The sequence below is a fragment of the Gordonia sp. (in: high G+C Gram-positive bacteria) genome, from assembly GCF_020438995.1.
Lineage (GTDB): Bacteria > Actinomycetota > Actinomycetes > Mycobacteriales > Mycobacteriaceae > Gordonia.
In genome coordinates this window covers 1-11,872 of record NZ_JAGQTN010000190.1, presented here as the reverse complement: position 1 = coordinate 11,872, position 11,872 = coordinate 1, and the positions used below count along the sequence as shown (strand labels likewise).

The following is an 11,872-nucleotide window of genomic DNA, read 5'->3' as shown; positions in this document are numbered from 1 at the left end:
TCTGCGGTGCTACGTCTGCTGCGCGGCGGCGGCCTGAATCTGCTGCTCCCACGCGGCAAGTTTTTCCTCGGCGCTGGTCTGGTGGTGGCTCAGTGCCCGGATGGAGACGTCGTGACCCTCCGCCTGCGCACGCAGGGCCCCGACGGTGCACTGCTCCTTCGGGATGTGTTTGAACGGGTCGAAGTTGTACCACTTCATGGTGTTCTCGAAGGTGATCTTGTTGATCTCGTCGTCGGGAACCTGCGCCTCGGAGAAGACATTCCACAGTTCCTCGGGGGCATTGGGCCACATGGAATCCGAATGCGGATAGTCCATTTCCCACGAGATGTTGTCGACGCCGATCTCGTGGCGCAGCTTGACGCCGAGCGGGTCCGAGATGAAGCAGGTGAGGAAGTGCTCCCGGAACACCTCGCTGGGCAGCTTGCCGCCGAAGTTCTGCAGTGTCCACGTCGAATGCATGTCGAAGGTGCGGTCGACGCGCTCGAGGAAATACGGAATCCAGCCGGTGCCGCCCTCGGACAGGGCGATCTTGAGATCCTTGTATTTCTTGATCGGCGCCGACCACAGCAGGTCGGCGGCGGCGTTGACGATGTTCATCGGCTGCAGCGTGATCATCACGTCCGGCGGGGAGTCGACGGCCGGGATCGACAGCTTGCCCGATGACCCGATGTGCACGCACATCACCGTGTCGGTGTCGACGAGAGCCTGCCAGACCGGATCCCAGTAGTCCGAGTGGAAACTCGGATAGCCCAGTGCAGCAGGGTTTTCGGTGAATGTCAGCGAATGCACGCCCTTCTTGGAATTGCGGCGGATCTCCTGGGCGCACAGCTCGGCGTCCCAGATCACCGGCAGTCCCATCGGGATGAACCGGCCCGGATGCTCCCCGCACCACTCGTCGATGTGCCAGTCGTTGTAGGCCTGTACCAGCGCCAGGGAGAAATCGGAATCCTCGGTGGCGAACAGACGGGCGGCGAAACCGGGGAAGGACGGGAAGTTCATGCCTGCCAGCACACCGCCGGCGTTCATGTCCTTGACGCGTTCGGCGGCGTCGTAACAGCCGGGCCGGATCTCGTCGAGTCCCTCGGGCTCCAGGCCGTACTCCTCCTTGGGCCGTCCGGCGACGGCGTTGAGTGCGACGTTGGGGATGATGCGGTCGCGGAACTTCCACATGTCGGCGCCGTTGTCCATGTGCACCAGCCGCGGGGCGTCGTCCTTGTACTTGGCGGGCAGGTGGTTGTCGAACATGTCGGGCGGCTCGATGATGTGGTCGTCGACGCTCATCAAGATCATGTCGTTCATTTCCATGGCAGAGCTCCTTTCGTCATTTCCCATACTGTAGCGCTTACGATATGGGTTATGGGAGATGTGCCGGTCGACGGGAACGGCTGACTGGTCCGGGTGGGCTGACATTGAGCTTGGCACTTCTTGACGGGTGTGTCAACATTCACTCGATAACCAGCTATTTATATTTCTGACCTTGCTATATAGAACTTGACAGTTGTGTCCAGTAGGCTCGCTGTCGTGACGATCGCCGATGTATCCGGACCTCACCCGGCCCATGAACGCGGGCCGGAGTCGGCCGATGCACGCGGGCCGGAGACTGCCGATGCACGCGTGCCGGAGCCGCGCAGGATCGGGGTGGCCGGCGGCAGTCGCGCCGAACGAACCCGCGAGGCCATCCTCGACGCCGCACGGAAGCTGTTCTACGAGCGCGGCTACGCCGGGGTGGCGGTCAACGCCATCACCGAGGCCTGCGGGATATCCCGGGCCGGCTTCTACACCTATTTCAAGGACAAGCGCGAGATCTTCGACATCCTGTCCGAGCGGGCCTACCGCGACCTGCGTGAGGTGCTCGCGGGCTGGAGCGCGTTGCCCGCGGGCAGCTCGGCCGACGACGTACGCGGGTTCGTCCGCGACTACTTCGTCTACATGGACCGGCACGGTGCGTTCGCCATGGCCGGGGCGCATTCCGGTCCCGACGACGACGGCTTCCGCGCGGGATACCGGCGCATGCAGACCCGGGTGTCGTGGATTCTCGGGCAGGGGCTGCCCGGTGCGGGCGCGCACTCGCCCGAGGTCGTCGGCAGTGCGGTGTTCGGGCTGCTCGATCGGTCCTGGCACACCGTGCGGGCCCAGTCGGTGACGGTGAGTGAGGACGAGATGGTCGACCTGCTGACCGACATGATCGTCGGCATGCGCGGCTGACGCCGGTTCTTCGCTGACCCGATCTCTTTCGCTGACCCCGAATCTCTTTCGCTGACCCGAATCTCTTTCGCTGACCACAGTCAACGAAGTAGCGTGTGCGGATAGTTGGCCTTCCCCGGTGCCGACGGGCCAGGAGGTCACCGATGAAGAAGCTGCGCGCCATGGATCTGCGATCGGCATGGGTGATCGCCGTGGCGTCGGTGGCAGTGTCGATGGTGATCGCGGCGATGGCCGGGCTGACGACGGCGCTGCCGGAGATAGCGCTGGTCACCGGCGCGAATACCGGTCAGATGACCTGGATCATGGATGGTTACACACTCGCTCTGGCGGCGTTGCTCCTGCCGGCGGGTGCGCTCGGCGACAGACTCGGGCGGCGGGAAGTACTGATCGTCGGGCTCATCATCTTCGGTGTGGCCTCGCTGGCGGCGATCTGGTGCACCGATCCGGTCTCGATGATCATCTCGCGGGCGGCCTGCGGGGTAGGTGCGGCGCTGATCATGCCGACCACATTGTCGCTGATCACCACGGGCGTCCCCGCCGACAAGCGGGAACTGGGTATCAGCATCTGGGCGGCGGTCGTGGGTGCCGGCGCGATCTTCGGCATTCTCATCACCGGCGTGCTGCTCGAGTTCTTCTCCTGGAAGTCGATCTTCATCATGTTCGCTGTGATGGCGGTGACGATCCTGGTGCTGTCGCTGACCATCGCCACCTCCAAGGACCCCGATCCGGGTCCGTTCGACTTCATCGGCGCATTGACGTCGGTGGCCGCGGTGACGATGCTGATCTTCGGGCTCATCGAGGCACCGCACAAGGGCTGGACGTCGCCGCTGGTGCTGGTGTGCCTCATCGGGGGCATGGGGCTGGTCGTCGGCTTCTACCGGGCGGAGGCACGTAACCTGTCGCCGCTGCTGGATGTGAATCTGTTCCGCAACCGAGCCTTTGCGGCCGGATCGTTATCGGTGCTGGTGCAGTTCTTCCTGTCGTTCGGCCTGTTCGTGGTGTTTCTGCAGCAGGTTCAATTGATCTTCGGCTACTCGCCGCTCAAGTCGGCCGTCGCGCTCATGCCGATCGTTGTTGGGGTGGTATGCGTCGCACCGCTGTCCACCATCCTGGTGGTGCGGTGGAACGCGCTGCGGCTGTTCCTGACGGCCGGCATCACCGCGGGCGGCATCGGGGTCCTGACGATGGGGCTGTTCGACTACGACGAGTACTGGATGCTGCTCATCCCGATGATGGCTTTCGCTGTGGGGCTCGGCCTTTCCGGCGCGCCGTCGACGGCGGCGATCATGACCAACACGCCGCCGGGCAACCAGGGGGTCGGCTCGGCGGTCAACGACACCGCCCGCGAACTCGGCGCGGCGCTCGGTATCGCGGTCTCCGGCAGCATCATGGCCGCCGGTTTCGATGCCCGGATCGGCGAAACCGCCGACCGGGCCCGCGATCAGATCGATGCCCTGGGCAGACAGGCGGCCGCAGCCGGGAACCCGGCGGCGACGCAGGAGGCCTCACGGCAGGCCGACACCGTCGCAGAGCATGTCCGGCAGTCCCTCGCCGAGGCGCTGGCGGTGGCCGACGGGTTGCGTGACCAGGCGCCCGGAGTGGCGGCCACGATCACCGACGGGGCGCGGGCGGCGTGGTCGGTGCCGATGGGGCACGCTTACCTGGTGGTGGGCGTCGTGACGCTGGTAGGAGCGGCTGTGCTGTGCTGGATCACTCCCAACCGGATCGACGCCACCGCGGGCGGTGCTGCGATGGCCGACGGGTCGGCGACTTCCGCAGATCAGGACGGTGACAATGCCGAAGACCGGCACGAGTCGGATCGCCCGGCCAATGTCGGTGTGACCGGGAACACAAATTCACCGGGATTTTCCGGCGTGTAATGCGACACAGTCGCCCTGGAAGGTTACATTTGTCTCATAGCACACCAGCCAGGCTCGTCCTGGTCCGGCTGATCGGGCCGAATCCCACCAGCGTGTGCGGCACAGGCAATCGCACGAGTAGGCATCGGTGTTCAGGAGTGTGGAGACGATGGCATCACCGGATTTCACGTCAGCGTCGGGAGAACAATTCACCGCGGTCCGTGCGCGAATGTGGCGCCTGCTGGTGATGCTGAGCGCGCTCGTCGGCGTCGTGGTGTGTCTGCTGCTCATTCTGACCTCGGCAACTTGAGGGCCGAGAAATAACGAAATGCCGGTGAACCAGTCACCGGCATTTCGCTCTTTGCGGCCTCAGGCGTTCTTCTCGATAGCCGCACCGACGCGGGGGAGTGCGTCGGCGACATTCTCCTTGGCCTTGCCGCGCAGGGCGTTGTAGGCCTTGGCGAGCGGCGCCTTCGCGCTTGCGGCGTGCTCGTCGGTGATTGCCAGCAGGGCCTCGGCGGCCGCATCCGAATTGGCGGCCAGGTGGTCACCGAAGGGGGTGCCGGCGGGACGCGAATCCCAGAACGGTGACAGCGCGGTCACGAACTCGGGCAGCAGCTTGTCGGTGGCGTGCGGAACCAGGCCCGGCTTGAACTTGTTGGCGGCGTTGTAGCCGGCCTTGATCGCGGTGCCGCTCAGGCCCTTCTTCTCGGCCACATCGGAGTCGATGACGGCCGCGAGGTCGGTGACGACCGCTTCGCGACGACCCGGTTCGAGCAGATGCTGCAACGAATCACTCATATGTCTCTCCCTAAGCACGATGGACCGAAGCTGCTCCCGGCCACTGTCGGGCACCCCCGGTCCCACCCCGTACGGAGCGGAATCGAGCGGTGCTCTGGTTACCGTCGTAGAGAGTACTTGTTTGTCGCGGTAAGCGTTTCGTGCGGCCTGTCCGCGCCGATGCCGATTCGGGACAGCTGATTTTCTACACTTCCGCGCACACGATGTTCTTCAGCACCACCGCGTCGGCGCGCTCGGCGACAGATGCGGTGGCCAGCAGATCTCCCTCGTCCCACACGTCGACGACCAGCGTCTCACCCGGGAACACCACGCCCGCGAAGGTTGCCGAAAAGTTCGTGACCTTGGTGACATCGGAGCCGCGGACTTCGTCGACGAGGGCCCTCAGGACCGCCCCGTATGTGCACCGGCCGTGCAGGATGGGGCGCGGGAAACCGGCTTTCCGAGCGAACGCCGGATCGCTGTGCAGCGGATTGCGGTCGCCGCATAGCCGGTAGTACAGCGCTTGCTGCGGCAGTGTCGGGATCTCGATCCGGTGATCGGGTGCCCGGTCGGGCAGTGTCCGCTTGTCGGAGGCACCGCGCTCGCCACCGAACCCGCCCTCGCCGGAGGCGAAGATCGATGACCGGGTGGTCCACAGCAACTCGCCCTCGTCGTCGACGGTGGTGTACTCCTGCACGATGACCGCCGCCGAACCCTTGTCCCAGACCTCGGCGATCCGGCCGCTCGTGGTCGCCTTGCCGGCGGCCGGGATCGGCCGGTGGATGCTCACCTGCTGACCGGCGTGCACCACCTTGGCCAGGTCGATGTCGATTCCGGGGAACACGACCTTGGGGGCCTCAGTGGCGTGGAATGTCGGTGCGACGGTCGCGAACGAGGGCAGCACCTTGGGGTCCGAGTCGTGGATGTAGCCGAGGCCGGCTTCGTCCATCGGGTCGGCCGCGGCGCCTACGGCCAGGTTGTACAGCGCCACGTCGGAGGCCGACCAACTGTAGGACTGCTCGCCGATGTCGGCGCCGATGGCGATATCGGGATTGATGGGCATCGCTCATGCTCCCTTCGAGACGGCCGTGGCTTTGTCGGCGCCGGCCTTGTCGGGGCCGGCTTTGCCGGGGCCGGCCTTTTCGGCGGCGTCGAGAGCCGCGAGATAGCCGAACACCATCGCCGGGCCGATCGTCGCGCCGGGACCTGCATAGGTGTGACCCATCACGGGTGCACTGGTGTTGCCCGCCGCGTACAGTCCGTCGATGACCGAGCCGTCGGCGCGCAGTGCCCGGCCCGATGCGTCGGTGTCGATGCCGCCCTTGGTGCCCAGGTCGCCCGGCACCATCTTGACCGCGTAGAACGGGGCCTTGTCGACGGGACCGAGGCTCGGGTTGGGTTTGTTGGTGAGGTCGCCGTAGTAGTGGTCGTAGCCGCTCTTGCCGCGGCCGAAGTCCTCGTCGACCCCCTTGCGGGCGAAGCCGTTGAACCGTTCGGTGGTGGCGGTGAGCGCCTCGACGGGCACGCCGATCTTGCCGGCCAGCTCGGTGAGCGTGCCGGCCTTGACCACCACACCCGATTCGAGCCACTTGCGCGGCAGCGGCTGGCGGGCGTTGACGCCGGCGAACAGGTAGCGGTTGCGGCAGCGCTGATCCATGATCAGCCACGCCGGGACGTTGGTTCCGGGACCCTCGCCCTGGCCGAACTCGCCGCCGTACATCCGGTGCACCGCTTCGACATACGGCAGCGACTCGTTCATGAACCGCTCACCGCGCTCGTTGATCATGAACGTGCCGGGCACCGCGCGCTCGGACAGCGCGAACCACGGGCCGCGCGGCAGCGGGATCGTCGGGCCCCACCAGGCGTCGTCCATCATCGACACCGCGGCGCCGATCTTGAGGCCGGCCGTGATGCCGTCGCCGGTGTTCGTCGGCGCGCCGGTGGTCCACTCCGAGCCGATCGGATCGCGCTGGTACTTCTTGCGCATCTCCGGGTTGTTCTCGAAACCGCCGGAACCGAGGATGACGCCGTGCCGGGCGCGCAGTTCGATCCGCTGACCTTCGGATTCGGCGACGACGCCGACGACGCGGCCGTTCTCGGTGATCAGGTCGGTCAATCCGGTGTTGAGCCGCAGCGGCACACCGGCCTGACGCACGCCGACGAGAAGCTCGGCGGCCAGCGCCGACCCCATCGCGATCAGCTTCTTCTTGCGGGTCTTGGCGACGAAGAACCGGCCGCCCACCTTGGCGGTGCGGGCGATGCCGCGCCAGTGCCGCAAACCGACGTTCAGCCAGCGGTAATCACTTTGCAGCACAATCATATTCAGCGGCACCTTGGAGTACGGCGGGTGCAGCGTCTTGAGATCGTCGCCGAGGCGCCGGGCGTCGAACGGCTTGGGTTCGATGGACCGTCCGCCCAGGCGTCCGCCGGGGGCCTCCGGGTAGTAGTCGGAGTAGTCCCTGACCCACTCGAACTCCAGCGGGGCGTGCGCCATCAGGAAGTCGAGGGCCTCGGGGCCGCGGTCGATGTAGGCGTCGATCTTCTCGGCGGGGGCGTGTTCGCCGATGATCGCGTGCACGTATTCGCGAGCCCTGGCCACGGTGTCGTCGACGCCGTCGCGTTTGAGGACCGAGTTGCCGGGGATCCACACGCCGCCGCCGGAGCGGGAGGTGGAACCGCCCCAGTACGGCGACTTCTCGATGAGGATCGTCTTGAGGCCCTTGTTCGCGGCGGTGATGGCCGCGCTCATCCCGGCGGCGCCCGCGCCGACCACGATGACGTCGTACGTCTCGGACCCGGCTGAGCCGGGAGTCGTGGTTGTGCTGGTGGTGCTTGACGGTGTCGCGTCGGCCATGGGGGTCCCTTCATTCGCCACGGATGCAACGAGTTCTCCCCAAATTAGAACACGTTCCAGAAACTTGCCGCCACCCTGGGTTGGACAGGTGTCCATTCCGCCCAGTGGGTTCGGCCTGTTGCTGGGGTAGCCCGATATGTCAGCGTCTACGACGATGTGTGTGCGAGGGCTCCTCAAAAACTGGAACGTGTTCTAGAATGGGCGGAGCCCGACAACGGATTGCCCCGGTACCAGCAGGAAGCGAGACACCACATGGCGGTGGACCAGGCCACACGGCAACAGATCGCCGATGATCTGTGGACGGCCGAGCGGACCGCGACCGCGATCGACCGGCCCAGCGATTCCCATGCGGGTCTCGACGTGGTGGACGCCTACGAGATCCAGCTCATCAACATTCGTAAACGGCTCGACGCCGGTGCCAAGGTGGCCGGCCACAAGGTGGGCCTCGCGTCGGAGGCCATGCAGACCATGATGGGCGTCGACGAACCCGACTACGGGCATCTGCTTGACACCATGCAGTACCACGAAGCCGAGCCCATCGACTTTCATGCGTTGTGCATCCCGCGGGTGGAGGTCGAGGTCGGCTTCATCCTCGGCGCCGACCTGCCCGGCGAGGGCTGCACCCGCGACGACGTGATCGCCGCCATCGAATGGGTGGTGCCGTCGATCGAACTGATCGACTCACGCATCAGGGACTGGAAGATCACCCTCGTCGACACCATCGCCGACAACGCGTCCTCGTGTGGCTGGATCCTCGGCGAGCAGCGAGTGGCGATGACCGACATCGACGTCGGCGACATCGACGCCACCCTCACCCGCAACGGCGAGGTCGTGGCCAAGGGCAATTCGTCCGCGGTACTGGGTAATCCGCTCAACTCGGTGTCGTGGCTGGCCAACAAGGTGTCGAGTTTCGGGGTGCGGCTGCGCAAGGGCGATGTGATCCTGCCCGGTACCGCCACCCGCGCCTTCGACATCGCCTCCGGTGACAACTTCGTCGCCGAGTTCGCCGGACTCGGCAGCGTCACTCTGGATTTCACATGACCGCATTGCATGCTGAGGACTTCCCGGAAAGCCGACCATCCCGGCGAGGGGGTGGCTTCGTCTGCGGAGTCAGCTGCATTACAAGGATTTTGGACAAGACATCTCGACGGTGGTGAGGACTACATGGCAAAGACACTGACAGCCGCGATCATCGGATCGGGGAACATCGGGACGGACCTGATGTACAAACTCGAGCGGTCGGAGGTGATCGATCCGCGTTGGATGGTGGGTATCGATGCCGACTCCGAGGGTATGAAGCGGGCGGCGGATCGCGGCTTGATCACGATGTCCGGTGGTGCCGATGAACTGCTCGCCTCCGGTGAGCTTCCCGACCTGATCTTCGAGGCGACGTCGGCGTACGTGCATCGCGAGTACGCGCCGAAGTACGAGGCGGCCGGGATCGTCGCGATCGATCTGACGCCCGCGGCCGTGGGGCCGGCGGTGGTGCCGCCGGCCAATCTGCGTGAGCATCTCGACGCCCCCAACACCAACATGATCACCTGCGGCGGGCAGGCCACCATCCCGATGGTGCACGCTGTGTCGAGCGTGGTTCCGGTGGAATACGCCGAGATCGTGGCGTCCGTGGCGTCGGTGTCGGCGGGGCCGGGCACCCGCGCCAACATCGACGAGTTCACCCGCACCACGTCGAAGGGGATCGAGACGATCGGCGGCGCCACCCGTGGCAAGGCGATCATCATCCTGAATCCGGCCGATCCGCCGATGATCATGCGCGACACCATCTTCTGCGCGATCCCCGCCGATGCCGACACCGATGCGATCGCCGAGTCGATCCACAAGCGGGAGAAGGAGATCCAGGCGTACGTGCCGGGTTACCGGCTGCTGCAGGATCCGCAGTTCGATCCGCCGTCGGTGATCAACGGTGGCTACGCCCGCGTGAGCATCTTCGTCGAGGTCGAAGGTGCCGGCGACTACCTGCCGCCGTACGCGGGCAACCTGGACATCATGACCGCCGCCGCCACCAAGGTGGGCGACGAAATTGCCAAGGCAAAACTAGGAGTTCCGGCATGAGCACCGCACCTGATCTGATGGCCAATGCGCGCAAGTACTCCGACACCCTCGACATCCGCATCACCGACTCGTCGTTGCGTGACGGCAGTCACCACAAGCGGCACCAGTTCACCGAAAAAGAGGTCCGCGATATCGTTGCGGCCCTGGATGATTCAGGTGTGCCGGTCATCGAGGTGACCCACGGCGACGGCCTCGGCGGCTCGTCGTTCAACTATGGTTTCTCCAAAACCCCTGAGCAGCAACTGATCAAAGCGGCGGCCGAAACCGCCAAGCGCGCCAAGATCGCGTTCCTGATGCTGCCCGGGCTGGGTACCAAGGACGACATCCGCGCCGCCCAGGACAACGGCGGCCAGATCTGCCGCATCGCCACCCACTGCACCGAGGCCGACGTGTCGATCCAGCACTTCGGGCTGGCCCGCGAGCTGGGCCTGGAGACCGTCGGGTTCCTGATGATGAGCCACACCATCTCGCCGGAGAAACTGGCCGCCCAAGCCCGGATCATGGCTGATGCCGGCTGCCAGTGCGTCTACGTGGTGGATTCGGCCGGCGCCCTGGTGCTCGAAGGCGTGGCCGACCGGGTGGCCGCGCTGGTCGCCGAACTCGGTGACGACGCGCAGGTTGGTTTTCATGGGCACGAGAATCTCGGCCTGGGCGTGGCCAACTCGGTCGAAGCCGTCCGCGCGGGTGCCAAGCAGATCGACGGGTCCTGCCGCCGGTTCGGCGCCGGGGCCGGCAACGCGCCGGTCGAGGCGCTGGTCGGGGTGTTCGACAAGATCGGCGTCAAGACCGGTATCGACTTCTTCGAGATCGCCGACGCCGCCGAGGAGGTTGTCGCGCCCGCCATGCCGGCAGAGTGCCTGCTGGACCGCAACGCACTGGTGATGGGCTACGCCGGGGTGTACTCCAGCTTCCTCAAACACGCGGTACGCCAGGGCGAACGCTACGGCGTGCCCGCCCATGAGCTGTTGCTGCGCGTCGGCCAGCGCAAACTGATCGGCGGCCAGGAGGACCAGCTCATCGACATCGCCCTCGAGATCAAGCGCGAGCAGGCCGGTAACCAGGCTGGCGCCGCCGCCGGCTGATTTTTTCTCGACCACCCGGTTTCCTCGGCGTGTCCTGCGCGGATACCGCCCGCGACACGCCGGTGCGGTCACCGGCGGTGTTTAGCGCAGGTGCGGTTCGGGTTAGGCCTTTGGGCGCGATCAACATCGCAGACCGAAGGAGAAATTCGAATGGTTTCGACCAATACCCGCATGACCGCCGTTCGTCGCGGCCTGTACAGCATCGGGGCCGGCGGCCTGCTCGCAACCGCGGCCGCGGGAGCTTCCCTGGCCATCCTCGCGCCCACCGCCAACGCGGCGCCCGCGCCGGCGACGCCGGATCAGTGCTCTGTCAGCGGCATCGCCACCACCAACAGCTCGGTGTCGGCGTCGATGGGGTCCTACCTGCAGGAGCACCCGGAGACCGACAAGGCGCTCACGGACATCTCGAAGCAGTCCCCGGACCAGGCCCCGCAGGCCTACCGGGTGTACTTCACCGAGAACCCGCAGGTCGCCAAGGATCTGAAGCAGATCCAGCAGCCCGTCTCGGCGCTGTCGGAGTCGTGCCACACCCAGGTGGGCACTGACGTGATCACCGACGCGCTCGGCGCGGTCTGACCTCGCATGGCGTTCGGCCCTCCCCTCGCGGGAGGGCCGAACGTGCGGTTTCGTCGACAACACTCCGGCCGGGCCGTGCTTTCCGTACGCCGGCGCCGAATCGTGTGCTCATCCGCCTCATCCGTAACGCGCGGCGTCGCCGACGCGAAGTCACTACCAAGTTGCCCCCGAACCAGGAGTAATCCATGAATCGCGACAAGACGGTGCGTGGCGCCGCATTGACCCTGCTGGCCGCCGGTGCGGCCTGCTCCGCGCTGGCCCTTCCGCTGGCCCAGGCCGAGCCGACCGCGCCCGAACCCGCCGCGCCGGTGGAGCCGGCCACGCCGTCCACCCCCGCCCCCGCACCCGGCGCCGACGCCCCGGACGCGCCTCCGCTGGCCGATGCGCCGGAGCCTACCGCGCCCGCGGAACCGAGTGAGTCCCCGGCCGCCGTACCGGCCGCCTCC

Annotated in this window: 11 protein-coding genes and 1 pseudogene; 8 read left to right on the top strand and 4 right to left on the bottom strand. The window is 66.2% G+C overall.

The window, feature by feature from the left end; translation table 11 throughout:
• Positions 1–9: 9 nt before the first annotated feature.
• On the bottom strand, positions 10–1,305 hold the full coding sequence (locus KDB67_RS13900; protein WP_291016628.1) for an amidohydrolase family protein: 1,296 nt from the start codon (positions 1,303–1,305) through the stop codon (positions 10–12).
• A gap of 309 nt (positions 1,306–1,614) precedes the next feature.
• On the opposite strand from KDB67_RS13900, the gene KDB67_RS13895 reads away from it, so the two are divergent.
• The 3 genes from KDB67_RS13895 to KDB67_RS13885 all read left to right on the top strand — a co-directional run bounded on the left by KDB67_RS13895 (position 1,615) and on the right by KDB67_RS13885 (position 4,374).
• Complete coding sequence (locus KDB67_RS13895; RefSeq protein WP_291016682.1) at positions 1,615–2,205, top strand: TetR/AcrR family transcriptional regulator; 591 nt, start codon at positions 1,615–1,617, stop codon at positions 2,203–2,205.
• Between the two features lie 143 nt (positions 2,206–2,348).
• Positions 2,349–4,085, top strand: coding sequence for an MFS transporter (locus tag KDB67_RS13890; protein ID WP_291016626.1), 1,737 nt, complete (start codon positions 2,349–2,351; stop codon positions 4,083–4,085).
• A gap of 148 nt (positions 4,086–4,233) precedes the next feature.
• On the top strand, positions 4,234–4,374 hold the full coding sequence (locus KDB67_RS13885; protein ID WP_291016624.1) for a hypothetical protein: 141 nt from the start codon (positions 4,234–4,236) through the stop codon (positions 4,372–4,374).
• 59 nt (positions 4,375–4,433) lie between these two features.
• Here the strand turns inward: KDB67_RS13885 and KDB67_RS13880 are convergent, their stop codons facing one another.
• From KDB67_RS13880 to kstD, 3 genes are all read right to left on the bottom strand, one after another.
• Positions 4,434–4,865, bottom strand: coding sequence for a hypothetical protein (locus KDB67_RS13880; protein ID WP_291016622.1), 432 nt, complete (start codon positions 4,863–4,865; stop codon positions 4,434–4,436).
• A gap of 184 nt (positions 4,866–5,049) precedes the next feature.
• Positions 5,050–5,907, bottom strand: a complete 858-nt coding sequence (locus KDB67_RS13875) for a MaoC/PaaZ C-terminal domain-containing protein (protein WP_291016619.1) — start codon at positions 5,905–5,907, stop codon at positions 5,050–5,052.
• A gap of 3 nt (positions 5,908–5,910) precedes the next feature.
• Entirely contained in the window at positions 5,911–7,698 is a 1,788-nt protein-coding gene (gene kstD / locus KDB67_RS13870) for a 3-oxosteroid 1-dehydrogenase (protein ID WP_291016616.1), read from the bottom strand.
• A 252-nt stretch (positions 7,699–7,950) separates the two neighbouring features.
• Between kstD and KDB67_RS13865 the strand changes: the two genes are divergently transcribed.
• The 5 genes and pseudogenes from KDB67_RS13865 to KDB67_RS13845 all read left to right on the top strand — a co-directional run.
• On the top strand, positions 7,951–8,739 hold the full coding sequence (locus KDB67_RS13865; protein ID WP_291016613.1) for a 2-keto-4-pentenoate hydratase: 789 nt from the start codon (positions 7,951–7,953) through the stop codon (positions 8,737–8,739).
• Between the two features lie 123 nt (positions 8,740–8,862).
• Positions 8,863–9,768 carry an acetaldehyde dehydrogenase (acetylating) gene (locus tag KDB67_RS13860; protein WP_291016610.1) on the top strand — a complete coding sequence of 302 codons (906 nt, stop codon included), beginning with the start codon at positions 8,863–8,865 and terminating at the stop codon, positions 9,766–9,768.
• A 17-nt stretch (positions 9,769–9,785) separates the two neighbouring features.
• The gene (gene dmpG / locus KDB67_RS13855) at positions 9,786–10,850 is read left to right on the top strand and encodes a 4-hydroxy-2-oxovalerate aldolase (protein ID WP_291016680.1); all 1,065 of its coding nucleotides are present in this window, start codon (positions 9,786–9,788) and stop codon (positions 10,848–10,850) included.
• Between the two features lie 150 nt (positions 10,851–11,000).
• Complete coding sequence (locus KDB67_RS13850; RefSeq protein ID WP_291016607.1) at positions 11,001–11,426, top strand: heme-binding protein; 426 nt, start codon at positions 11,001–11,003, stop codon at positions 11,424–11,426.
• A gap of 185 nt (positions 11,427–11,611) precedes the next feature.
• Positions 11,612–11,872: pseudogene (locus KDB67_RS13845) on the top strand (hypothetical protein); the annotation flags it as partial.